The organism is Pseudomonas sp. GW821-FHT02A11, assembly GCF_059421985.1.
The window spans coordinates 113284-138091 of sequence record NZ_JBWKWB010000009.1 but is presented as its reverse complement, the minus strand read 5'-3'; the positions used below and the strand labels follow the sequence as shown (position 1 = coordinate 138091).

21 protein-coding genes are annotated in these 24808 nt (G+C 60.0%); 13 read left to right on the top strand and 8 right to left on the bottom strand.

Annotation, left to right across the window (positions count from 1 at the left end):
- Window positions 1-163: 163 nt before the first annotated feature.
- Both AC07V9_RS15515 and AC07V9_RS15510 read right to left on the bottom strand, forming a co-directional pair.
- Window positions 164-1813 carry an acyl-CoA dehydrogenase family protein gene (locus AC07V9_RS15515; RefSeq protein WP_495016551.1) on the bottom strand — a complete coding sequence of 550 codons (1650 nt, stop codon included), beginning with the start codon at window positions 1811-1813 and terminating at the stop codon, window positions 164-166.
- Between the two features lie 77 nt (window positions 1814-1890).
- Window positions 1891-3858 carry a sensor histidine kinase gene (locus AC07V9_RS15510; RefSeq protein ID WP_495016550.1) on the bottom strand — a complete coding sequence of 656 codons (1968 nt, stop codon included), beginning with the start codon at window positions 3856-3858 and terminating at the stop codon, window positions 1891-1893.
- Window positions 3859-4194: 336 nt separating this feature from the next.
- Between AC07V9_RS15510 and AC07V9_RS15505 the strand changes: the two genes are divergently transcribed.
- The 4 genes from AC07V9_RS15505 to AC07V9_RS15490 all read left to right on the top strand — a co-directional run bounded on the left by AC07V9_RS15505 (window position 4195) and on the right by AC07V9_RS15490 (window position 7847).
- Window positions 4195-4992 (top strand): hydroxymethylpyrimidine/phosphomethylpyrimidine kinase, encoded by a 798-nt coding sequence (locus AC07V9_RS15505; protein WP_495016549.1) that lies wholly within the window; start codon window positions 4195-4197, stop codon window positions 4990-4992.
- Window positions 4993-5016: 24 nt separating this feature from the next.
- Window positions 5017-5643, top strand: a complete 627-nt coding sequence (thiE, locus tag AC07V9_RS15500) for a thiamine phosphate synthase (protein WP_495016548.1) — start codon at window positions 5017-5019, stop codon at window positions 5641-5643.
- Between the two features lie 50 nt (window positions 5644-5693).
- Window positions 5694-6977 (top strand): glutamate-1-semialdehyde 2,1-aminomutase, encoded by a 1284-nt coding sequence (gene hemL / locus AC07V9_RS15495; protein WP_495016547.1) that lies wholly within the window; start codon window positions 5694-5696, stop codon window positions 6975-6977.
- A gap of 306 nt (window positions 6978-7283) precedes the next feature.
- Window positions 7284-7847, top strand: coding sequence for a tetratricopeptide repeat protein (locus tag AC07V9_RS15490; RefSeq protein WP_495016546.1), 564 nt, complete (start codon window positions 7284-7286; stop codon window positions 7845-7847).
- Window positions 7848-7876: 29 nt separating this feature from the next.
- On the opposite strand, the gene AC07V9_RS15485 is transcribed toward AC07V9_RS15490, so the two are convergent.
- Complete coding sequence (locus tag AC07V9_RS15485; protein ID WP_166597495.1) at window positions 7877-8203, bottom strand: DUF1820 family protein; 327 nt, start codon at window positions 8201-8203, stop codon at window positions 7877-7879.
- A 135-nt stretch (window positions 8204-8338) separates the two neighbouring features.
- On the opposite strand from AC07V9_RS15485, the gene miaB reads away from it, so the two are divergent.
- From miaB to lnt, 5 genes are all read left to right on the top strand, one after another.
- Window positions 8339-9667: a tRNA (N6-isopentenyl adenosine(37)-C2)-methylthiotransferase MiaB gene (miaB, locus tag AC07V9_RS15480; RefSeq protein WP_495016545.1), complete on the top strand. Its 1329-nt coding sequence runs from the start codon at window positions 8339-8341 to the stop codon at window positions 9665-9667.
- Between the two features lie 282 nt (window positions 9668-9949).
- On the top strand, window positions 9950-10957 hold the full coding sequence (locus tag AC07V9_RS15475; protein ID WP_495016544.1) for a PhoH family protein: 1008 nt from the start codon (window positions 9950-9952) through the stop codon (window positions 10955-10957).
- A complete protein-coding gene (ybeY, locus tag AC07V9_RS15470) occupies window positions 10950-11450 on the top strand; it encodes an rRNA maturation RNase YbeY (protein WP_495016543.1) in 501 nt (166 codons plus the stop codon). The genes AC07V9_RS15475 and ybeY overlap by 8 nt, the downstream gene beginning before the upstream one ends.
- A gap of 5 nt (window positions 11451-11455) precedes the next feature.
- A complete protein-coding gene (locus tag AC07V9_RS15465; protein WP_495016542.1) occupies window positions 11456-12298 on the top strand; it encodes a CorC family transporter in 843 nt (280 codons plus the stop codon).
- Between the two features lie 29 nt (window positions 12299-12327).
- Complete coding sequence (lnt, locus tag AC07V9_RS15460) at window positions 12328-13848, top strand: apolipoprotein N-acyltransferase (RefSeq protein WP_495016541.1); 1521 nt, start codon at window positions 12328-12330, stop codon at window positions 13846-13848.
- A gap of 142 nt (window positions 13849-13990) precedes the next feature.
- Here the strand turns inward: lnt and AC07V9_RS15455 are convergent, their stop codons facing one another.
- Both AC07V9_RS15455 and AC07V9_RS15450 read right to left on the bottom strand, forming a co-directional pair.
- Entirely contained in the window at window positions 13991-14752 is a 762-nt protein-coding gene (locus AC07V9_RS15455; protein ID WP_495016540.1) for a YdcF family protein, read from the bottom strand.
- A gap of 86 nt (window positions 14753-14838) precedes the next feature.
- Window positions 14839-15219 (bottom strand): hypothetical protein, encoded by a 381-nt coding sequence (locus tag AC07V9_RS15450; RefSeq protein WP_495016539.1) that lies wholly within the window; start codon window positions 15217-15219, stop codon window positions 14839-14841.
- Between the two features lie 290 nt (window positions 15220-15509).
- On the opposite strand from AC07V9_RS15450, the gene leuS reads away from it, so the two are divergent.
- From leuS to holA, 3 genes are all read left to right on the top strand, one after another.
- Window positions 15510-18116: a leucine--tRNA ligase gene (leuS, locus tag AC07V9_RS15445; RefSeq protein WP_495016538.1), complete on the top strand. Its 2607-nt coding sequence runs from the start codon at window positions 15510-15512 to the stop codon at window positions 18114-18116.
- Window positions 18117-18204: 88 nt separating this feature from the next.
- Window positions 18205-18810, top strand: coding sequence for an LPS-assembly lipoprotein LptE (locus AC07V9_RS15440; protein ID WP_495016537.1), 606 nt, complete (start codon window positions 18205-18207; stop codon window positions 18808-18810).
- Between the two features lie 42 nt (window positions 18811-18852).
- Window positions 18853-19890, top strand: coding sequence for a DNA polymerase III subunit delta (holA, locus tag AC07V9_RS15435; protein WP_495016536.1), 1038 nt, complete (start codon window positions 18853-18855; stop codon window positions 19888-19890).
- 52 nt (window positions 19891-19942) lie between these two features.
- Here the strand turns inward: holA and AC07V9_RS15430 are convergent, their stop codons facing one another.
- Window positions 19943-21601 carry a hypothetical protein gene (locus AC07V9_RS15430; protein WP_495016535.1) on the bottom strand — a complete coding sequence of 553 codons (1659 nt, stop codon included), beginning with the start codon at window positions 21599-21601 and terminating at the stop codon, window positions 19943-19945.
- Window positions 21602-21818: 217 nt separating this feature from the next.
- Between AC07V9_RS15430 and arfA the strand changes: the two genes are divergently transcribed.
- Window positions 21819-21974 carry an alternative ribosome rescue factor ArfA gene (gene arfA, locus AC07V9_RS15425; RefSeq protein ID WP_495016534.1) on the top strand — a complete coding sequence of 52 codons (156 nt, stop codon included), beginning with the start codon at window positions 21819-21821 and terminating at the stop codon, window positions 21972-21974.
- A gap of 59 nt (window positions 21975-22033) precedes the next feature.
- On the opposite strand, the gene AC07V9_RS15420 is transcribed toward arfA, so the two are convergent.
- Window positions 22034-22966: a halovibrin HvnA gene (locus AC07V9_RS15420; RefSeq protein WP_495016533.1), complete on the bottom strand. Its 933-nt coding sequence runs from the start codon at window positions 22964-22966 to the stop codon at window positions 22034-22036.
- A gap of 102 nt (window positions 22967-23068) precedes the next feature.
- Window positions 23069-24742: a hypothetical protein gene (locus AC07V9_RS15415; protein ID WP_495016532.1), complete on the bottom strand. Its 1674-nt coding sequence runs from the start codon at window positions 24740-24742 to the stop codon at window positions 23069-23071.
- Window positions 24743-24808 lie beyond the last annotated feature (66 nt).

The following is a 24808-nucleotide window of genomic DNA, read 5'->3' as shown; positions in this document are numbered from 1 at the left end:
CACGAACGGCGTTGATGAAATACAGACCGGACGCGGTATTCCCCTGTGGGAGCGAATTCATTCGCGAGGCGAAGGTACATCCGACACAGATAGGCGCCCATGCCTGCGTCTCGCGAATGAATTCGCTCCCACAGTAGATCAACAGCGCGAATGGACGTGTGGATCAAAGGATGTGCGGGGTGGACCGCGCCACCAACGCTTCGACATCCACCCCACGGGGCAGCGCGCCGTACACGCGACCCGGATGCTGCAGGCGCCCGGCGATGAAGCCGTCACTGACGATGGAGTTCCCCGCTTCGAGCAGCAGTTTGGCCTGCAGGGCGACAGCAATGTTTTCAGTCAATTGACGAGCACGGTACTGGATGTCGCTGGTGTCCTTGAACGCTACCTTCAATTGACTGATATGCGCCGCCAGTCGCGCATCGCCATGGCCATCGCCCAATTCGTCGAACAGTGCATCGAGTACACCGGGCTCCTTGGACAGCGCCCTCAGCACGTCCAGGCACTGCACGTTACCCGAGCCTTCCCACGTCGAGTTGACCGGCGCTTCTCTGTAAAGACGCGGCAGGATCGTGTCCTCGACATACCCCGCCCCGCCCATGCATTCGGCGGCTTCGTTGATCATGGCCGGGGCGCGTTTGCAGATCCAGTACTTGCCCACCGCCGTCACCAGCCGGGCGAAGCGCGCTTCGTGTGAGTCGTCCAGCCGCTCCAGCGAGCGGCCCATGCGCAAGGTCAGCGCCAGCGCCGCTTCGCTTTCCAGCGCCAGGTCGGCCAACACGTTTTGCATCAAAGGCTGCTCGCTGAGGACACGCCCGCTGACACTTCGATGGGCGCAATGGTGAGCGGCCTGGGTCAATGCCTGACGCATCAGGGCGCTGGAACCGGTCATGCAATCGAAGCGTGTCATGGCGACCATTTCGATAATGGTCGGCACGCCGCGCCCTTCTTCGCCGACCATCCAGGCCAGTGCTCCACGGAATTCGACTTCACTGGAGGCGTTGGACCAGTTGCCCAGTTTGTTCTTCAGCCGCTGTATGTAGAACTCGTTGCGGGTGTCGTCCGGGCGATGTCGCGGCAGCAGAAAACAGGTCAGGCCCTTGTCGGTCTGCGCCAGCGTGAGAAAGGCATCGCACATCGGCGCCGAGCAGAACCACTTGTGGCCAACCAGCTCATACGCCTGACCGGGGCCGGGCTGGCCAACGGGATAGGCGCGCGTGGTGTTGGCGCGCACATCGGTGCCACCCTGTTTCTCGGTCATGGCCATGCCGATGGTCGCGCCCGCCTTGTGGGCGATGCCGACGTTGCGCGGATCGTACTGGGTGGCGAGTATCTTGGGCAGCCAGATATCGGCCAGATCCGGTTGCAGCCTCAGGGCTGGAACGCTGGCGAAGGTCATCGTCAACGGGCAACCACTGCCGGCCTCGGCCTGGGTGTGCAGGTAACTCATGGACGCGCGGGCAACATGCGCGCCTTCACGCGGGTCGGTCCAGGGCAACGAGGGAATGCCGTGCTCGACGGCGGTTTGCATCAACTGGTGGTAGGCCGGGTGAAACTCCACCAGATCGATGCGATGGCCGTAGCGGTCATGGCTAGCGAACACCGGTTTGTTCTGGTTGGCGAGAAATCCCGCCTCCATCAGCGGCCCCCCGGCCAGCGCGCCGTAGGCGTCGATTTTCGACTCGGCCCACCCGGCTCCGAAACGCCGGGACCATTCCTGCAACGGCACGTCGATGCGGTAGAGGTTGGTGCCATCCAGCGAGGGCGGCTGGTTGGTGACATCGTGGGTCTCGGCGAACTGATGCGGGTTCATGAAGGGGGCTCCGGTCCGTGCGGCAGATAGAAGCCAGTGAATCACGCACCCGGAGTCGAAAAAAGCGCCAAAGACGACTAAATGACGGCGCTTTCGCCCTCTTTGGCCTGCTCCACATCGACACTCAGGCGGAACTGGCTGCCGTTGCCCGGCTCGGATTGGTGACTCAGACGCCCGCCCTGCAACTCGATCAATTGCCGACAGATCGCCAATCCGATGCCCAGCCCGCCGTACTCGCGGGTCATGGAGCCGTCGACTTGGTAGAAGTTGGCGTAGAGGGTTTCTTCATCCAGGCGGTTGAAGCCGATACCGGTGTCGATCACATCGATCAGCAACCTGACCTGGCGATCCGCAGTGCAACTGCCGCCCACGCGAATCCGCACGGAGCCAGTCTTGGTGAACTTGATCGCGTTGTCGGTCAGGCATTCCAGGCACTGGCGCAGACGGAATGCATCGCCATGCAGGCTGTCCGGCAGGCCCTCGGCCACTTCCACGCTGAGGGCGAGCATCTTGCTGCGCGCCAGCGGCTCGAATGTGCTGCGCACCTGGAACAACAAATGATGCAGGCTGAACGCTTCGTTCTGCACCGTGATCCGCCCGGCCTGCAGCTCGGTGAGGGTGAGGATGCCGTTGACGATGCCCATCATGTTTTGCGCCGAATCCGCAGCGGTCTGGCGGTACAGCTCAATCTCATCCTCGGCCCCCTCCATCTGCATCAACTCCAGCGAGCCGATCACGCCGTTCATGGGCGTGCGCAGTTCGTGGGTGAGCGTGGCCAGGAATTCGTCTTTAAGGCGGTTACTCACGGCCAGTTGCTGGTTGAGTTTTTCCAGGTCCCTGCTCGACTGCGCCATGATCTGCGCTTCACGCTCGCGCATGGTGTTGATGCGATCGGCCAGGGCCAGCGACAGCAGCGCGACTTCCACCACCGAGCCGATCTGGCTGGCGTACATGGTCCAGAAGTTGTTTGGCAGATGGCCCAGCAGCATGGTCGCGTTGATCACCCCGCCAATGAGAAACGCCGACCAGGCAAAGATGAAATAGCGCGCAACGCGTCGGCCCTTGAGCCAGGCGATGACGCCGATCAGCAGAATCACCGGGGTGAACAGCAGCACGAGCGCCGTTACCAGGCGCAGCGCAATGCCGTAATCCATGCACAGCGACAGCACCATGATCACTGCAGCGCAGGCCATCATCAGCCACAGCGGTGCGTCCAGCCAGCAGCCCAGACCGGGGGTTTGCAGGAACTTGCGGGCGAACTGGCTGGCGAACAGGATCGCCGCTGCAATCAAGAAGGTGGTCGAGGTGTTCGCCCACCAAGGGTTGTCCGGCCAGAGAAATTCGATCCCCGCGCCATTCACCGACACCTGATACAACCCGAAACAGCTGATGTAGAGGATGTAATAGAGGTAGCTGGGGTCGCGCACACTCAAATAGATGAACAGGTTATAGACCAGCATCACTGCCAGCACACCGTAGATCATGCCGAGGATGTACAGGCGCGATGGCTGTTCTTCGATGTACGCGTGGCTGGCCCAGAGGTTCAGTGGCGCCTGGACCGAGCCATGACTGGCCACGCGAATGAACACGGTCTTGGTGTCGTGGGGCTTGAGATTCAGGTCGAACAGGTAGTTGTTCTGTTTAATCTGGCGGCTGGAAAACGGCAGCATGTCACCGGTCTGCCAGGTAAGGCTCGGCTGCGCGCCGTCACTGGACAGATACAGGTCTACGTGGTCCATCGGCGGGTAGGCCAGTTCCAGCAGCCAGTCGGCGGACGCCACCGGGTTGAGGGGGCGGTAAGTCAGGTCGACCTTCAGCCAGTAGGCCGAACGCGAATACCCGGCGTTCAGGGAACCGGCGTCCAGCGCGTGAAACCTGGAAAGGCCCTCGGCTGACGCGACCGTCTCGATCGTCGCATCGCCTGTCGGGTCTTCATAAACCATGGTCGCGCGCCCCAGTGGCAGGGTGCGGGTGTGCTCGTCGAAATCCACCGCGCTGGCCAGTGTTGGCAGCAGGATCAGCAGCAGAGTCAGTAGAAAACGCATGCGACACCGCCCGCACGATTGTGGGCGGCGTAGTGAATCCCCCGGTCCATTGGAGACTGCATTTCAATCCGGGAGACCCCGGCCAATTGGGTTAGCGGGCAACGCACTTGCATTCACTCTTTTGAGGGGGACGAACAGAAACTGACCAAAAGCATAGCGTTTGATAGCCTGATGACACCATCTAAATCGTCACACGCCAAGCTTTCCTTAATCTTTCATGACGACCGGCAGTGTAGCGCTTGAAAGGTCCGGGCTAGAGCCCTCAAGCATCGGCCACAGAAAAATCCTGCAGCGACCAGCGGCCCGGCAAAAACTTTAGTGGTAAGCTCGCGCACCATGAATATCTATAGCTCCCGCCCCGTTGTCCTCTGTCTCTCCGGCCACGACCCCAGTGGCGGCGCCGGCTTGCAGGCAGATATCGAAGCCCTGATCGCTCAGGGTTGTCACGCCGCTCCTGCGGTCACCGCGCTGACCGTGCAAGACACCGTTAACGTCACCGATTTTCGCGTGCTGGATCGCGAGTGGGTACTGGCCCAGGCCAACGCCGTGCTCAACGATTCGCCTGTCGCGGCGGTGAAGCTGGGCATGCTCGGCTCGCTGGAGATGGTCGACACGGTGGTCGAACTGCTACAGGCCAACCCGAATCTGCCGCTGGTCTGCGATCCGGTCCTGCGCGCAGGCGGGGGTGGGCGACTGGGTAAGGATGAAGTCGGTTATGCGATGCGTGAGCGCCTGCTGCCGCTGGCCACCATTGCCACGCCGAACTTGCCGGAAGCACGCATCTTGGCCGAATTGCCGGAAGGCACCGCCGACGAATGCGCCGAAAAACTGCTGCCATTCTGCGAGCATTTGCTGATCACCGGCGGCCACGGCGACGAGCACGAAGTCCACAACCGTCTGTACCTGCGCAATGGCGAGTCGCGCACCTTTACCTGTCAGCGCCTGCCGGGCAGCTATCACGGTTCGGGCTGCACACTGGCCAGCGCCTTGGCCGGTCGACTGGCGTTGGGGCAGGACGTGATCAGCGCCGTGCAAACTGCGCTGGACTACACTTGGCGCACGTTGCGCGACGCCGAACAGCTGGGCAAAGGCCAGTTCGTGCCGCGTCGCCTGCCGCTGGATTTCTGCTCGTAACGCCACGAAAAAGAGGCACCCCTGATGAAACTGCGTGGCTTGTATGCCGTTACCGACAGCCAACTGTTGGCCGGCAAATTCCTGGCTTACGTCGAGGCCGCTCTCGACGGCGGCGTGACCCTGCTGCAATACCGTGACAAATCCGGTGACGAAACCCGCCGCCTGCGCGAGGCCTCGGAACTGCTCAAACTGTGCGAGCGTTACAAGACCCGCCTGATCATCAACGATGACGCCGAAGTCGCCGCGCGTCTGGGGGTTGGCGTGCACTTGGGCCAGACCGACGGTTCGCTGCCCGACGCCCGCGCACTGCTTGGTCACAAGGCGATCGTCGGCGCCACCTGCCACGCGCAGCTTGAGCTGGCTGAAAAAGCCAAGGCCGATGGCGCGACCTATGTCGCGTTCGGGCGCTTCTTCAATTCCAACACCAAGCCCGGCGCACCGGCATGCAGCCTCGAGATGCTGGCCGAAGCGCGCAAGCGTATTTCGTTACCGATTGCCGTCATCGGCGGCGTCACCCTGGAAAACGCGGCGCCCCTGGTGGCCCACGGCGCCGACCTGCTGGCCGTGGTGCACGGCCTGTTCGGTGCCGAAAACACCCAGGAAGTGACCCGTCGCGCCCGCGCCTTCAACGACTTGTTCAAATCGGCCTGATCCCGCGTCAGGCCGATTCACCCTCATTCGATTCAAGCAGAGACCTCATCATGTCCCGTTCTGAAACCCTGTTCGCCAACGCCCAGAAACACATTCCCGGCGGCGTCAACTCGCCGGTCCGCGCGTTCAAGAGCGTCGGCGGTACCCCACTGTTCTTCAAACACGCCGCTGGCGCCTACGTCACCGACGAAGACGACAAGCGCTACGTCGATTACGTGGGTTCGTGGGGCCCGATGATTCTCGGCCACAGCCACCCGGACGTGCTGGACGCTGTGCGCAAGCAGCTGGAACACGGCCTGTCCTACGGCGCGCCGACCGCGATGGAAACCGAGATGGCGGACCTTGTCTGCTCGATCGTGCCGTCGATGGAAATGGTGCGCATGGTCAGCTCCGGCACCGAAGCGACCATGAGCGCCATTCGCCTGGCCCGTGGCTACACCGGTCGCGACAGCATCATCAAGTTCGAAGGCTGCTACCACGGTCACTCCGACAGCCTGCTGGTCAAGGCCGGTTCCGGCGCCCTGACCCTGGGCGTGCCAAGCTCGCCGGGCGTGCCTGCGGCGTTCGCCAAACACACCCTGACCCTGCCGTTCAACGACCTCGAGGCAGTGAACGCCATGCTCGCGGACGTCGGCCAGGAAGTGGCGTGCATCATCGTCGAGCCAGTTGCCGGCAACATGAACTGCGTGCCGCCAGCGCCGGGCTTCCTGCAAGGCCTGCGCGAAGCGTGTGACAAACACGGCGTGGTATTGATTTTCGACGAAGTGATGACCGGTTTCCGCGTGGCTCTCGGTGGCGCCCAAGCCTACTACGGCGTGAAGCCCGACCTGAGCACCTTCGGCAAGATCATCGGCGGCGGCATGCCAGTAGGCTGCTTCGGAGGCAAGCGCGAAATCATGTCGCACATCGCCCCGCTGGGCCCGGTTTATCAGGCAGGCACCTTGTCGGGCAACCCACTGGCCATGGCCGCCGGCCTGACCACGCTGCGTCTGATCAGCCGTCCGGGCTTCCACGACGAATTGAGTGCGTTCACCACGCGCCTGCTTGAAGGCCTGCAACAGCGTGCGGACGCTGCCGGCATCCCGTTCGTGACCACTCAGGCGGGCGGCATGTTCGGCCTGTACTTCACCGACGCGAAGGAAATCGTCACGTTCCAGGACGTGATGACCAGCGACGCCGACCGTTTCAAACGCTTCTTCCACCTGATGCTTGAAGGCGGCGTTTACCTGGCGCCAAGCGCATTCGAAGCCGGTTTCACCTCCATCGCCCACGGCGAAGCGGAGCTGCAACTGACCCTGGATGCCGCCGAGAAGGCGTTTGCACAACTGAAATAACAGGAAATCCTCCTGTGGGAGCCGGCTTGCTGGCGTAGGAGTGTCAGGCACCTCATCCGTGGCTGTTACACCGCTTTCGCCAGCAAGCCGACTCCCACAGTTGATTTATGCTGTTATCCGGTTATTTTGTTTAAACGTTAGTTGTATGTGGTGCTTCAAGCCCCCTGAATACAGGCTGTTCAAGCCCGTGCAGCAGAATTTCAGTAAAGACTTTGTAAGGTAGGCCCCGCTTATTTCATAATGCGCAGCCAGCACGTTTAGCTGGACGGGCATGCCCGCACCTTTTTCAGAGGTAAGTCGACTTCCATGAATCGCACCGGCCGCACCCTTGCATTGGGCTGCCTGTTGCTTCTTCATCCCCTGCTGGCGAATGCAGGTGGCAACTCGTTGTTAATCCCAGCGGTGGGTCGCTGCACCCTGAATACCCAGCCAGACAACCTGCCAGCCGCGCTGTCGGCGTGTCAGCAGGCGGCAAAAGGTGGGGATGCGCAGGCGCAATACGAGTTGGGACAGTTCTATTACGACGGCAAGAATGCGCCCCGTGATCTGACTCAGGCACTCAACTACTTCGAACAGGCCTCGTTGCAAGGCCATGCTCAGGCACAGTATCAACTGGGCCTGATGTTCTTCCGTGGCGAAGGCGTGCAGGCCAATAACATTCAGGCGTATATCGTGCTGAAGATGGCGGCGGTCAACGGTTCTGAAGATGCACTGGATCAGGCCGATGAAGTATCTGCGCAAATGAAGAAGGAAGATCTGGAAGTCGCCACCCAGGTGCTGGGGCAAATCTTCCGCAAATACCTGCTGGAGCTGCAAACCGCTGAAGGGCGCACGCCTTTCGCGCCCTTCCCGGATACCAGCAAACCCTGAGGTGATCGCCGGACCCTGCCTTGTTCGGCTTACTTGTCCGGCATCGGCATGGGAAACGGCATCACGTTGCCGGTTTGACGCGCTTCGCTGATCTTCGCCGTCCCCATCCGCTCGACTTCATCGATACGCACGATCGAGTGCATCGGCACGAAGCTGCGCACCACGCCGTCGAACTGCTGCTTCAACTTCTCTTCGCTGGGGTCAACCACCACGGTCGTGCGCTCGCCGAAGACGAATTCCTCTACCTCCAGAAACCCCCACAGATCGCTTTGATAGATCTGTTTGGCATACATCTCGTACACCTGTCCCTGGTTGAGAAAAATCACCTTGTAGATTGGAGCTTCGCGTTTGGTCATAACAGGCAGGCAATGATCGGTGTTTTGAAAAGGGCGCGAACTATAGCATGCCGCTCGTGAAGCAACGCTAGGAACCCGGGGCCGGGGTCACTATAATGCGCGGTTCTTTGAATCACCTGATGAATCCGAACCCGCATGGCCAAGAAGCTTTATATCGAAACCCACGGCTGCCAGATGAACGAGTACGACAGCTCGCGCATGGTCGACCTGCTGGGCGAACATCAAGCGCTGGAAGTCACCGCTCGCGCGGAAGATGCCGATGTCATCCTGCTCAATACCTGCTCGATTCGCGAGCGCGCGCAGGACCGCGTCTACTCCCAGCTTGGCCGCTGGCGCGAACTGAAACTGGCGAACCCTGAAATGGTGATCGCTGTCGGCGGCTGTGTCGCCAGCCAGGAAGGCGCGGCGATTCGCGATCGCGCGCCGTACGTCGATGTGGTGTTCGGCCCGCAGACCCTGCACCGCCTGCCGGAAATGATCGACGCCGCCCGCATCACCCGCCTGCCGCAGGTCGACGTCACGTTCCCGGAAATCGAAAAATTCGACCATTTGCCCGAGCCGCGTGTCGATGGCCCGAGCGCCTATGTGTCGGTCATGGAAGGCTGCAGCAAGTACTGCACGTTCTGCGTGGTGCCCTACACCCGTGGCGAAGAAGTCAGTCGGCCGTTCGACGACGTCATCACCGAGGTCTTGCACCTCGCCGAAAACGGCGTGCGTGAAGTGACCCTGCTCGGCCAGAACGTCAACGGCTATCGCGGCACGACCCACGACGGCCGCGTGGCAGACCTCGCCGAGCTGATCCGCGTGGTTGCCGCCATCGACGGCATCGACCGCATTCGCTACACCACCTCACACCCGCTGGAGTTCTCGGACAGCCTGATCCAGGCCCACGCCGAGGTGCCGGAACTGGTCAAACACCTGCATTTGCCGGTGCAATCGGGCTCGGACCGCATCCTGGCGGCAATGAAGCGCAATCACACCGTGCTCGAATACAAATCGCGGCTGCGCAAGCTTCGCGCGGCAGTGCCGGACATCTGCATCAGCTCGGACTTCATCGTCGGCTTCCCCGGCGAGACCGAGAAAGACCACCAGCAGACCATGAAGCTGGTCGAAGACGTCGGCATGGACTTCTCCTATTCCTTCGTCTACAGCTCGCGTCCCGGCACCCCGGCGGCGGACCTCGCTGACGACACCTCGGAAGACACCAAGAAAGAGCGCCTCAAGCAGTTGCAGGACCTGATCAACCGCCAGGGCTTTGAAATCAGCCGCAAGATGGCCGGGACCGTTCAGCGCATTCTGGTGACCGACTACTCGAAAAAGGACCCGGGCGAGCTGCAAGGCCGCACCGAGAATAACCGCATCGTCAACTTCCGCTGCGACAACCCCAAGCTGATCGGGCAATTCGCCGACGTCTACATCGACAGCGCGCAGCCGCACTCACTGCGTGGGTCGCTGTTGCAATAAGGCCGGACGCCCTCATCTGTCATCAACATCGCCGATGGCCTGCCTGGCCAGGACCTGTGGGAGCGAATTCATTCGCGAGATGCCCGTGCAGCCAACAAAGATCTGGCGCCTGAGAAATCTTTCGCGAATAAATTCGCTCCCACAGAAATCACCCTCAGCGCCTGCGAGTCGCGTACAAATTCCGCGGCCATTCAACCATTAGTAAGTGAACCCTTTCGGACACTGCCCACAGGGGTTATCCTTCATCTCACCTTCATTGCCGTCGGGCGGCTAAAAACCACTTTGAACGCACCTATAGAACCCCATCGTTTCAGCCTCGAACCTATCGAGGCCCATCGCTTCGCCAATCTGTGCGGGCAATTCGACGAGCACTTGCGCTTGATCGAACAGCGCCTGGACATCGAGATCCGCAACCGCGGAGGCCAGTTCGAGATGATTGGCGAGCGCAAACAGACCACTTCGGCAGAGAACCTGTTGCGCCGGCTGTATCGGGAAACCAAGAGTACCGAGCTGTCCCCGGACATGGTTCATCTGTTCCTGCAGGAATCCGGTGTCGAAGATCTCGACAACCACCCTGCCGCCGAAGTCGGCGTGGCCCTGCGTACCAAAAAAGGCATGATTCGCCCGCGCGGCCTGAATCAGCAGCGGTACGTGAAGGAAATCCTCGCCAACGACATCAACTTCGGCATCGGTCCGGCCGGTACCGGCAAGACTTACCTGGCCGTGGCTGCTGCCGTCGATGCGCTCGAACGCGAGCAGATCCGTCGCATCCTGCTGGTGCGTCCGGCGGTCGAAGCGGGCGAGAAGCTCGGCTTCCTGCCGGGCGACCTGGCACAAAAGATCGACCCCTACCTGCGACCGCTCTACGACGCGCTCTACGAGATGCTGGGCTTCGAATACGTGGCCAAGCTGATCGAGAAACAGGTGATTGAAGTCGCGCCGCTGGCCTACATGCGTGGCCGCACCCTTAACAACAGCTTCATCATTCTCGACGAGAGTCAGAACACCACCGTCGAGCAGATGAAGATGTTCCTGACCCGTATCGGCTTCGGCTCCACCGCCGTGATCACTGGTGACATCACCCAGATCGACCTGCCAAAAGGCACCAAATCCGGGCTGACCCATGTCATCGAGGTGCTCAAGGACGTGCCGGGCATCAGCTTCACCCACTTCAAGCCAAAGGACGTTGTGCGCCATCCACTGGTGCAGCGCATCGTCGAAGCCTACGAGCGCTTCGAAGAACGCACCAACGACCAGCAGCCCGCACGGGAATACCGCCGCGATGCTTGAGCTGGATCTGCAGATTGCAAGTCAAGCCAGCGCCCCCAGCGAAGCCCGGTTCCGCCTCTGGTGTGAAATGGGCCTGCGCCAGCGCTCGGCCGACTCGGAAATGACCATTCGCCTGGTCGACGAAACCGAAGGCCGGGAACTGAACCACACTTGGCGGCACAAGGACTACGCCACCAACGTGCTGTCGTTTCCCGCCGATGTCCCCGATGAACTGCTCGATATCCCGCTGCTGGGCGATCTGGTCATCTGCGTGCCGGTCGTGGCCCGCGAGGCCGCCGAGCAAGGCAAGGCGCTGGATGCTCACTGGGCACACCTGGTCATTCACGGCTGCCTGCATTTGCTGGGCTACGATCACATCGAAGACGACGAAGCCGAAGAGATGGAAGCGCTGGAACGAGAGTTGCTTGCAGAGCTGGGCTATCCCGACCCATACGCCGACGATGAACTCGTCGACACACCACCTACACAAACACCTGGCAAGGACCACGAGTAAGGGCTATGAGCGAAGATCGATCGAGCAACGGGCAAAAGTCATGGTTGGGCAAACTGACCCAGGCCTTTGCCCATGAGCCGAAGAACCGCCAGGAGCTCCTTGAGCTGCTGCGCGAAGCCCATCAGAACAAACTGCTGGACAGCGAAGCGCTGGCCATTGCCGAAGGCGCCATTCAGGTGGCTGACCTGCAGGTGCGCGACATCATGGTCCCACGCTCGCAGATGGTCAGCATCAAGGCCAGCCAAAGCCCTCGCGAGCTGCTGCCGGCCGTGATCGATTCTGCTCACTCCCGCTATCCGGTGATCGGCGAAAGCCACGACGACGTGCTCGGTGTACTGCTGGCCAAGGACCTGCTGCCCCTGATCCTCAAGGAAAACGGCGATGCAGGCGACATCAAGGGCCTGCTGCGCCCGGCCACCTTCGTGCCGGAATCCAAGCGCCTGAACGTGCTGCTGCGTGAGTTCCGCGCCAACCACAACCACATGGCCATCGTCATCGACGAATACGGCGGCGTGGCCGGGCTGGTGACCATCGAAGACGTGCTCGAACAGATCGTCGGCGACATCGAAGACGAGCACGACGTCGAGGAAGACAGCTACATCAAACCGCTGCCCAGCGGCGACTTCCTGGTCAAGGCGCTGACGCCGATCGAGAGCTTCAACGAGTTCTTCGACAGCGAGTTCTCCGATGATGAGTTCGACACCGTGGGCGGTCTGGTGATGAACGCGTTCGGGCATCTGCCCAAGCGTAATGAAATCACCGAAATCGGCGCGTATCGTTTCCGCATCCTGAACGCCGACAGCCGTCGCATTCACTTGCTGCGCCTGAGCCCCCTTACGCGCTCGTAACGTTGTTTCCCGCTATTTAAGGAATGTAAATGCGCTGGATCACCCGCCCCGGCTGGCCCGGTAACCTGCTGGCCGTGGCGGCTGGCGCACTCGTCACCCTGGCGCTGGCGCCGTTCGATATCTGGCCGCTGGCGATTGTCGCGCTGGCGGTCTTCTACCTCGGGCTGCGCGACCTCAAGCCCCGCCAGGCCCTGTGGCGCGGCTGGTGCTACGGGTTCGGCCTGTTCGGCGGCGGTACCAGCTGGATCTACGTCAGCATTCACACCTACGGCGAGGCGCCGGTCTGGCTGGCCGGCTTCCTGATGGTGTTGTTCTGCGCTTCGGTTGCATTCTTCTTCGCCCTGCCGGCCTGGCTGTGGGCTCGCTGGATCCGCCGTAATGAAGCCCCATTGGCCGATGCGCTGGCCTTCGCCGCGCTATGGTTCGGTCAGGAAATGTTCCGTGGCTGGTTTCTCACCGGTTTTCCTTGGCTCTATTCTGGTTACAGTCAGCTCGATGGCCCGCTCAAGGGGTTGGCGCCGCTGGGCGGCATGTGGCTGATCTCCTTTAGCCTGGCCCTGACCGCGGCGCTGCTGTGCAACCTGCCTCGACTGCGCGCCCGCAAAAGCTTTCTGGTCGCTGGCATCGCGCTGCTGCTCGCGCCTTGGGTCGTGGGGCTGGCGCTGAAGAACTACGCCTGGACCGAACCTTCCGGCGCGCCATTGAAAGTGGCCGCGATGCAGGGCAACGTCGAACAGAGCATGAAATGGGACCCAGCCGCGCTCAATGCGCAGTTGGCGCTGTACCGTGACATGACCTTCACCTCGCAAAAAGCCGACCTGATCATCTGGCCGGAAACCGCCGTGCCGGTGCTCAAGGAATCGGTCGAGGGCTATCTCTCGGTGATGGGCAAATTCGCTGCCGAGCGTGATTCGGCGCTGATCACCGGCGTGCCCCTGCGCCAGAAAGGCGGCCGTGGCGAGTTTCGTTACTACAACGCGATCACCGTCACCGGCGAGGGCGACGGCACGTACCTGAAGCAGAAACTGGTGCCGTTTGGCGAGTATGTGCCGCTGCAGGATTTGCTGCGTGGGCTGATCACTTTCTTCGATCTACCGATGTCGGATTTCGCCCGTGGCCCGGCTGAGCAACCACTGCTGCAAGCCAAGGGCTATCAAATCGCGCCATTCATCTGCTACGAAGTGGTCTATCCGGAATTCGCTGCCGGGCTGTCGGCTCAGAGTGACCTGCTGCTGACGGTGAGCAACGACACCTGGTTTGGTACCTCCATCGGCCCCCTGCAGCACTTGCAGATGGCGCAGATGCGCGCATTGGAAGCCGGTCGCTGGATGATCCGCGCGACCAACAACGGCAAGAGCGCGCTGATCGACCCGTTCGGCAGCATCACCAGCACCGTGCCGCAATTCGAACGCGCGGTGATGTACGGGGAAGTCACGCCGATGCAAAACCTCACGCCTTACCTGCACTGGCGTTCGTGGCCGTTGATCATCCTGTCGGTGCTGCTGATCGGCTGGGCGCTGCTGGCGAGCCGGATTGCCAAGACGGTTTGACGCTTGACTGGCTGAGGCACATGCCTCCCGTGGGAGCGAATTCATGCGCGATGCGGTGGTACATCCAGTAACGATAGGTTGGATGTACCGGTCTCTCGCGAATCAATTCGCTCCCTTAGGGAAAACTCCGCTGCGTGCTGCCTCACCGATAGAACAATCGATACCCCACCAGCCCCGCCGCCTCGTTCAGCAATTGCCCGCTTTGCCAGACCGCCTTGGCCTCCGGCGTCCAGCCACCAAACGGCCGGGCATTGTCGACACTCAGGAACCCCACGGGCGCTGCCACCACGCTGAAACCCGCCTTCTCGAAACTCCACACCGACCTTGGCATATGCCAGGCCTGAGTCACTACGACCACCCGCTTGATGCCCTGAGGCAACAACATCGCGGCGCTCATCGTCGCGTTTTCCCATGTCGTGCGGCTTTCGCCTTCCTGCCAGCGAACTGTGACGCCGAAGTCATCACGCAGTGAGTCCGCCATGATCGCGGCTTCGCTCGGTGGCTCGCCATAATGCAGACCGCCCGTGGTCAGAATCGGCAGCCCGGAAGCCTTGGACAGGCGCGCCGCATACCTCATCCGCTCAAGCGCAATGCCAGTGGGAATGTCGCTGCCCCAGCTCGGATCATTGCGCTCACGACCCGAGCCCAGCACCACAATGGCGTCGGCGCGCTGAGCCAGCGTCGCCCATTCGCTTTGCGGCAACGGCGGGATGCTTTCAATGCCTTTGGCTGACCACTGCACCACAGTCGGCAGGCTCATCGCCCAGATGCCGAGCAGCCCGATCACGAACAGGGCACGAGCCAGTCGCGGCCGCGCATTGCGCAGCCACCAGGCAAACAAGAGGAGCAGCAGAAAGAGGCCGGGCGGCAAAAGAATGTTCTTGATGAAGTAACGAAAAGGCATCGGACATCTCCAGAAGATGCCCGAAGCCTAAATGGAATGACACTAAGCAACAATGCTTACTCAGACGGGACTGGTACCCGTAGACGTTACCGCTTGAAATGTTTGCTGGAACTGTAGCGACTCAACTTTGCCGATACCTTGGCGCGACGCTGGTCCTTCAGCCAGATGACATTGGCTGAGGGGTGCGGGGCACGGATCGACTCCGAAGGCTCCCGTGAAGTGTTGAAACTCCCCTTCTTTAAGTTCGGTGATTCCTCTTTTACAACGACTTCGCTTCTGTCGGTACGATCCAGATACGCCTCGATCAACTGGAATTCGGCGTGGCTCAATCCACGCAACTCCAGTTCAGCGGGGTATTCGTTGCGAAGCCGGACTGCTGTTTTCGCCATATCCAGGGCCAGCCCCAGACGATCAATCAAACGGTCATACACATCAGGTTTCTTTACTTGGTGCCGCAGCTCTGCCATCCGTTCACCTCACTGAAGATAAACACATACCCTCGTCAATGAGCTTAGCGGCACTGCAAAAACCGGCGCGATGCCGCGACCAACGGCCAATGGCGGGCATGGCGATGCAATCAGGGTTTCCCTAGGAAGTGAGCGCTCATGTATGCTACGGCGCTTCCTGTCATTCCACTTCCGCTCAACCGGGCTCCAACCCGTCGCGTTGCCAAAGGCCAGGCCTCACATGCAACGCTCTCAAGTCCCGGGCTGCAGCGAAGAGGTCAAGGGTCACCAATCTCTAGTCAAAAGTAGCCATGCACGAACTCTATCAGCCCCGCGAAATCGAAGCCGCCGCCCAGACCTTCTGGGAAGAGCAAAAGTCTTTTGAAGTCAGTGAACAGCCAGGCAAGGACACGTACTACTGCCTGTCGATGTTCCCTTACCCTAGCGGCAAGCTACACATGGGGCACGTGCGCAACTACACCATCGGTGACGTGATCGCCCGCTATCAGCGCATGCAGGGCAAGAACGTGCTGCAACCAATGGGCTGGGACGCATTCGGCATGCCGGCGGAAAACGCTGCGATGAAGAACAACGTCGCACCGGCCAAGTGGACCTACGAAAACATCGCCTACATGAAGACCCAGCTCAAGAGCCTGGGCCTGGCGATCGACTGGTCCCGCGAAGTCACCACCTGCAAGCCGGATTACTACCGCTGGGAACAATGGCTGTTCACTCGCCTGTTCGAAAAAGGCGTGATCTACCGCAAGAACGGTACCGTGAACTGGGACCCGGTCGACCAGACCGTTCTGGCTAACGAGCAAGTGATCGACGGCCGTGGCTGGCGTTCGGGCGCAGTGATCGAAAAACGCGAAATCCCGATGTACTACTTCAAGATCACGGCCTATGCCGATGAGCTGCTGGAGAGCCTTGACGAGCTGCCGGGCTGGCCTGAACAGGTCAAGACCATGCAGCGCAACTGGATCGGCAAGTCCCGCGGCATGGAAGTGCAGTTTCCGTACGATCAGGCCTCGATCGGCGAAGCGGGTGCGCTGAAAGTCTTTACCACCCGCGCAGACACCCTGATGGGCGCGACCTACGTGGCCGTGGCGGCCGAGCACCCGCTGGCGACGCTGGCGGCGCAGAACAACCCTGAGCTGCAAGCCTTCATCCACGAATGCAAAAGCGGCAGCGTCGCCGAAGCCGATGTCGCTACGCAGGAAAAGAAAGGCCTGCCGACTTCGCTGTTCGTCGAACACCCACTGACTGGCGAGAAGCTGCCGGTATGGGTCGCCAACTACGTGCTGATGCACTACGGCGACGGCGCTGTGATGGCGGTCCCTGCGCATGACGAGCGCGATTTCGAATTCGCCACCAAGTACAACCTGCCGGTCAAGCCGGTGGTTCGCACCAGCGCGGGCGATCACACTCCTGCGCCATGGCAGGACGCATACAACGAGCACGGCGTGCTGATCAATTCCGGGGAGTTCGACGGCCTGGATTTCGCCGGTGCATTCGACGCCATCGAAGCCGCCCTGGCCAAGAAACAACTCGGCCAGTCGCGCACCCAGTTCCGCCTGCGCGATTGGGGCATCAGCCGCCAGCGCTACTGGGGCTGTCCGATCCCGATCATTCACTGCGACGCGTGCGGCGACGTACCGGTTCCTGAAGATCAACTGCCGGTCAAGCTGCCGGAAGACGTCGTACCCGATGGCGCGGGTTCGCCCCTGGCGCGCATGCCTGAATTCTACGAATGCAGCTGCCCGAAATGCGGCGCACCGGCCAAGCGCGAAACCGACACCATGGACACCTTCGTGGAATCGTCCTGGTACTTCGCACGCTACGCCTCGCCTCACTATGAAGGCGGCATGGTCGATCCGAAAGCCGCCAACCACTGGCTGCCGGTCGATCAGTACATCGGCGGTATCGAACACGCGATCCTGCACCTGCTGTACGCACGTTTCTTCCACAAACTGATGCGCGACGAAGGTTTGGTCAGCTCCAACGAGCCGTTCAAGAACCTGCTGACCCAGGGCATGGTGGTCGCCGAGACCTTCTATCGCCTGGAAGCCAACGGCAGCAAGACCTGGTTCAACCCGGCCGATGTCGAGTTCGAACGCGACGCCAAAGCCAAGATCATCGGCGCCAAACTGATTGCCGACGGCCTGCCGGTGGAAATCGGCGGCATCGAGAAGATGGCCAAGTCGAAAAACAACGGCGTTGACCCGCAATCGATGATCGACCAGTACGGCGCCGACACCTGCCGCCTGTTCATGATGTTCGCTTCGCCGCCTGACATGAGCCTGGAATGGTCCGACTCCGGCGTCGAGGGCTCGCACCGCTTCCTCAAGCGCGTATGGCGTCTGGGTCAGGCCCATGTCAGCGCCGGCCTGCCGGGAGCGCTGGACAAAGCCACCCTCAGCGACGACCAGAAAGCCGTACGCCGCGCCATTCACCTGGCCATCAAGCAAGCCGGTCAGGACGTTGGCCAGCACCACAAATTCAACACCGCCATCGCCCAGGTGATGACGCTGATGAACGTGCTGGAAAAAGTACCGCAGGCGTCGGAACAGGATCGTGCGCTGCTGCAGGAAGGTCTGGAGACCATTGCCCTGCTGCTGGCCCCGATCACTCCGCACATCAGCCATGAGCTGTGGAACGCGCTGGGTCATGCAGGGCCGGTGATCGACGCAGGCTGGCCTGCGGTCGACGAGTCCGCGCTGGTACAAGACACCCTGCAACTGGTGATCCAGGTTAATGGCAAGCTGCGCGGCCAGATCGAAATGCCTGCCAGCGCCAGTCGCGAGGACGTGGAAGCCGCTGCACGGACCAACGAAAATGTGCTGCGCTTCATCGACGGCCTGACGATCCGCAAAGTGATCGTCGTACCCGGCAAACTGGTGAATATCGTCGCCAGCTGATTGGATCAGGCGCCTGAGTCGCTCAGGCGCCCAACATACTTCCAGAGCCCGCGATTCGGGCTCAAACGGATTCAAGGGGAGCAACAAGATGATCAAACGCAATCTGCTGGTTATAGGCCTCGCGGTGTTGCTGAGCGCCTGCGGTTTCCAGCTGCGCGGCACCGGCACCAACGCGCTGGCCATCAAGGAACTGGATGTCAGCGCGCGCGATGCGTACGGCGATGTCGTCACCCAGCTGCGCCAGACCCTGAGCAACAGCGGCGTTCACGTCTACACCGGCGCCCAGTACAAGCTGTTCCTGGCCCGCGAAGACGAAACCCAACGCACCGCCAGCTACGTGGGCTCGGGCCGTTCGGCCGAATACGAGCTGACCACCGTGCTCAAGTACGAAATCCACGGCTCCAAGGACGTTCTGCTGCTTGAAGATAACGTCCAGGCGCAGAAAATCTTCGTTCATGACGGCAACAACCTGATCGGTTCCGACCAGGAAGCCGAGCAGATTCGCAGGGAAATGCGCAGCGATCTGGTGCAGAGGATGCTCGCCCGCCTGCAACAGCTGACCCCTGAGCGCCTCGACGAGCTGCAGGCCAAGGCTGACGCCGCCGCACGTGCCCAGGCCGACGCCGAAGCTGCCGCCCAGCGAGTTCGTGACGAGACACCGCAACAGTCTCCCATCGAAATCCCGTCCAAATGATGACATCGGGGCCGGTTTGCCGGCCCTGATTTTTTCTGACCGATGAAACTCGCCCCCGCCCAACTCGCCAAACACCTCCAGGGCGCGCTGTCGCCCGTGTATATCGTCAGCGGCGACGACCCGCTGCAATGCCAGGAGGCCTGCGATGCCATTCGCGCAGCGGCTCGCCAGCAAGGCTTTGACGAACGTCAGGTATTCAGCGCCGATTCGAGCTTCGACTGGGGCACCCTGTTGCAAGCAGGCGCCAGCATGTCGCTGTTCGCCGAACGCCGCCTGCTGGAGCTGCGCCTGCCTTCCGGTAAACCGGGGGACAAGGGCGCCGCGGCACTGCTGGAGTACTGCAACCGCCCTGCCGAAGACACGTTGCTACTGATCAGCCTGCCCAAGCTCGACGGCGCCGCGCAAAAGACCAAGTGGGGCAAGGCGCTGGTCGAAGGGGCGCAGACGCAGTTCGTACAGATCTGGCCGGTCGATCCTGGCCAGTTGCCGCAATGGATTCGTCAGCGCTTGGCGCAAGCCGGCCTTGCTGCCAGTCCTGATGCGGTCGAACTCATCGCCGCGCGCGTCGAGGGCAACCTGCTGGCTGCCGCGCAAGAGATCGAAAAGCTCAAGCTGATGGCTGAACAGGGTCAGATCACCGTCGAAACCGTTCAGGCGGCGGTGGCCGACAGTGCGCGTTTCGACGTGTTCGGGCTGACTGACGCGATCCTCAACGGCGAAGCGTCGCACGCCCTGCGCATGCTCGAAGGCCTGCGTGGCGAAGGTGTCGAGCCACCGGTGATTCTCTGGGCGTTGTCCCGGGAGTTGCGCGTGCTGGCAAACCTGGCCCTGCAATTCAGTCAGGGCGTGCCGCTGGACAAGGCCTTCAGCCAAGCCCGCCCGCCCATCTGGGACAAGCGCAAACCGCTCATGAGCAAAGCCCTGCAACGGCATTCAGCCCGGCGCTGGGCCCTGCTGTTGATGGATGCCCAGCACATCGACGCGCAGATCAAGGGTCAGGCCGAGGGTTCGGTGTGGAACAGCTTGAGCCTGTTGTCGCTGCACATGGCCGGACAGCGACTGGCGCTGCCCTCGGGGTGACCCACCCTCTGCCAAGTGGTGGATCGCAAAACGATACAAAGAGACTCCCTATTCAGTACGACTGGTCCGAATGCTGATAGCTGAACACTGCGTCGGCAGCGCCACTCAGATCCAATCGGATCACCGGCTTGGTCAATCCTTGGGCTGACCGCATGATGTCCTTCTGAATCTCTTTCGCTTGTCTAAGCCCTTCAGCATTGCCTGCCTCATAGTAGATCCCATCGACATACTGAGGTGCGTCCATGGTCCAGTTTGCAATCATGATTTCGTTGTATCGATGATAAATCGACTCAGTCCCGGTGATATTTTGCCTGCGCCCTTCGATAGCGAGCATGAACGGAACTGGGCTAATGGCCAGACTGCATTGGTGATGCAGTCTTCGCCAAGTGGGTGAAACAGGGGCCTCAAGCCAATGGGCCTGAAGCTGAGCCAGGGTCGTGATGCCTTGTGACGCACAGCTTTCGGAACCTGGGGTGGGGCTGTTACTGTTCACGCCACATCCTTTGTCAGCGCGCTCCCAAGTATCGGCGTCCGCCATGTAAACACACAGTGCTTGCATGGGCGCCAGCCCGGCAGGAACGGAGTTCAGATCCTTGAAGACCACCCCTTGAGGCTTATTGGCAAACAATGCCAGCGTCGCGATGTCCCCCCGCAGGTAAGACAACGACGTCGCACCGGCGGGCCTTGATGCCACATTAGGATTCCACGCGTGATAGTTGGTGCTGTATGAGGCAGCTCTCACCAAGACGCCGCTGCAATAGACCGCCGCCTTCTCTTCCGGACATTTGACGGTGGTATTCGCATGGCGCTCATTGAGCCGTCTCGCTACGGCCCAGCCATCCTCCTGATCCGTGTCGATGAGCACGAAGCGCTTCGCCCCAGTGCCAAAATCCAGCCGTACGATAGGTAATTCAACATTGGTTTTAACCTGATATGCATGCTTGAGCGCTTGCGCATTGATCAGGCTGCCCTCTTTCGAGGCATTGTAAAAAATCGCTTCGATGGGCAGCTGTTCAGGTGCGCCGGTATCCCAAAGCTCATACAACAACTCGTTGCCGTACGCTCTCGTCAAATCTGGGAAAGAAGCACGAACGGCGAGGCTGGTCGCGAATTGCTCGGCGATTTTGGTGCTCAGCGAACACTGGTTAATGCGGTTCGCGCCATGTTCACTGAAGTTTTTCACCCAGGCCGCCACCGTCACCGCCGGCGCAGCCAAGGTTGCACAATTACTCAAATCAGCGGGAAGCGGATCAGGACTGGGCCGGTTCGCGAAGCCGCAACCGTGCATGGCACGACTGTTCGCTTGAGTGTCGGCCATGAATGGAAATATGCAGCGAGGCGTCAACACCTTCTTGCTAGCCGCCCGCGCACTAGCGGGGTCCATCAAAATGTAGCCACTGGTGACATCTGCACTGTTGGAGTTCACGCCATTGCGGATATAGGAAAAGGTCGTTGACCCTAGCCGAACAGCGCTGGCACTGTGCCCCCAGAAATCGTAGGCCGGGTTATAAGTGACCCGCCGAAGTAAAACACCCGAGCAATCGTAGGCCGGCACGCCGCCCGGACAACTGGAGACGGTATTGCTATACCGGGCGTTCAACCGGTCCGCAACAGTCGCCGTCGGCTGCTGCAGCATACTCACGCGTGGCGCTTCGCTTCGAGTGCAACCGCCAAGAATGAGAAGTAGCGCTAACAAAATCCTTTTGTTCATACCAAACTCCCTTATGCGCAGTCATCCGGAAACACTCTGTTTCAGCCCCTCTCAAGGCACAACTGTCATAAATGACAGTGGCGAATAACCGTTCGCCACGGCCAGGCAGGCTCTGATAGCGATCAGGTAGCCGCTGATAGCACAGATCAATTAGACCTGCAGCCCGATCTGGCCGATCATCGCGCCGCTTTACCCAAACCTTCGAGAGAAAGACGCCATGAGCAAAGCCAAAAAGCGGCCGAACAAGGCCAAATCCATCATCGCCCAGCCCTTGTTCCGCAGCCGTCAGGAACAACCCAGCAAGGGCAAAGGCAGCTACCGCCGCGAAGCCTTCCAGCAAAACTGGGAGGCTTCTTCCGTTATGGCGGCCTGATTTGCCGCGCGCGCTTTCTTCCTATCTAAACCCTTACCTGAACACCGGTGCATGCCCAATCACATCGTCTGGTCCGCGGCCCTGTAGGTGAAGGTGGCTGACTGCTCGAGCGTCTGGGGCAACGGGATGTAGATGATCGGTACAGTGAGACCCGTCGCCTCTCTGAACCGGCGCTGAAAGAATTGAGCCCCCGCCAGGCCAGAGGGCTTTGTGTAGAAAAAAGCCTCGATCGGAAGCCGTCCCGGGATGTTCTGTGCCCATGTCTTTAACTTGGTGTCGTTAGTCGTGTTGAATGCATCCGGCGAGATGGCCCGCCCCGCGCGCATGCCTTCCAGAAATCGCCCGGCCGCAACATTGTTAGCAGAATCGCGAACGTTGAATGAACACAGCGCTTGATTTTTGTTCCGCCCCGCCGCCTGATCCGCCCTGTATTTGGCGACCCATTTGGCAGCGGTATCTATGACGGGATTCTGAAGTTCGCAACTCTTACTGATCTCTGGATAATTTTTATGTGCGCCACAACCGCCATCGGGCCTCGCATTTGAGCTGCCATCTACGGGAAAAAAACACAGTATTTCGATTTTTTCTTTTCCTTCAGGCTTGCCCAGTATCGGATAAAAGATAAAGCCGGCGTCGTAGGTGTAAGCCAACATTTTGACTTTGTAGTCAGATCGCAAGTACGTGAATGACACCCCTCCATTGGCCACGGAGATTGGACTGGGATTCCAGACATCGAATGTGTTCGAGGGCACTCCGCCGCGCATCAATAGCCCCGAGCACAAGAACGCCGGCATTGAAGCAGACCCGCAATTATCACGGGTGTCGCGATAGCGTCTTTCAAGGTTTGCCGCGACTTCCGGCCCGGAAGCAAGTTGAACGGCGGATGTTGAAGCGATCGAGCCTCCCGGTTCGGGAGCTTGGGGCACTGTTGACTCAACCGATGCGCATCCAGCCAGCAGCGCGATTGAGATCACCATCATCAGCTTTGTCATGTTTGAAGCCTCCATGCCCGATTCAAAAAGATGAGACTGCTGTTTCTTCGCAGGAAACGACGCGTATAACGCGCTATTGTTTTTTATTAACCCTGATATTTTTCAATAAGCCTGATCTTCGCGTTGGTAAATAAACCAATCACCGGATGCTGCTGCGAAATTCAATTTCACCACGGGTTTGATTTGCCCCTGAGTCGAACGCCAGAAGTCTTTCTGGATTTCTCTGGCCTGGCGTAAACCCTCTGCCTGCCCCGCTACATAATAAAGTGCGTCCAGCGGCAACTGGGATGGGATATCCATCGGCCAGGCAGCGATCATGAGTTCGTTGTAACGGTGATATTGTGATTCCGTTCCGAGCACCAGTTGCTGCCGAGCTTCAAGCGATAGCATGAACGGGATGGGCTCTATAGCGAAGCTACACTCGTGCTGTCTACGCTTCGACAGATCACTTATTGATAGATAGTGCTGTTTGAACTGAGCAAACGTCGTTATACCTTGAGCAGCGCAACGGGCACTGCCCGCCCCTGCTACTGAGTTGACGCCACATCCGTTTTCGGCTCGCCGATTCGTGTCACCATCGTCGATGAAGATGCACAAGGCCTGTATGGGGGTCAGCCCCACAAGCGGTGCATACTCCAACTCCCGGAAAATGATGCCAACAGGCTTACTGTTGTACATCGCCAGCGTTTTCACATCCGCTCTCAGGAAGCTGAAGGATACGCCGCCTGGCTGCGGGCTACCGGGATTAGGGTTCCAGGCGTGGTAGTTGGTACTGTAAGAAATAGCGCGTGCCAACACACCACTGCAGTACACAGCAGCCTTGGCTCCAGAACATTCGGACGTCGTATCGGCATAACGATCATTGAGCCGTTTTGCTGTTGTCCAGCCATCTTCCTGATCGGCATCTCTGAGCACGAAGCGTTTTGCTCCTGTGGCAAAATCAAGTCGCACAATCGGCAGTTCGATACGGGTCTTCATTTCATAGGCATGTTTGAGTGCCTGCGCATTGACCAGGCTGCCTTCCTTCAGCGCGTTATAGAAAATGGCTTCTATTGGAAGATTGGCGGGGGCTTGGGTGTCCCAAGGTTCAACAAGGATTTCATTACTGTATAACTTCGTGAGCGCCGGGTACGACGATCTGACCGTCAGACTGGCTGCAAACTCCGCGGATACATTTGTACTGAGCGAGCACTGATTGATGCGATTGGAGCCGTGTTCGTTGAAGTTCTTGATCCACTCCGCTGGTGTGACCGCCGGAACGGCAAGCTTTGCGCAATTACTCAGGTCGGCCGGTAAAGGTTTTGGATTACTCCCATTGGCAAAACCACAACCGTGCATTGCCCGATTATTGGATTGCGCATCCGCCATGAACGGAAAGATACAGCGCGGTTTGAGCAAAATTTTACCGGCCGCCCGCGCACTGTCCGGATCCATCAGGACGTAGCCACTGCTGATGTCTTCACTGCTAGAGTTCAATCCGTTGCGGATGTAGGAGACAGTTACAGCGCCCACGCGCGCCTCATCGGCGCTATAGCCCCAGGAATCCGAACCCGCCGTGTCATTCGCCCGCCGGATAAGGACCCCTGAGCAGTTATAGGCAGGCGTATTGCCCGTGCAACTGATTACATTGCTGTTGTAGCGAGTGATAAGACGGTCAGCCACCGTTGTTGCAAGCGTTTGGCGCGCCTGAATCGTTGGCGTAACTTCCGGCGTTTCGGTACGGGTACACGCTGTAAATAGCACAAGTAACAACACCGCAATGAAAGTCCTTTTCATCTTTGTTTCTCCACGATACACATGCCCGTTTACCGTGGGGAAACAATGCGGCTGTTTCAATCGAAG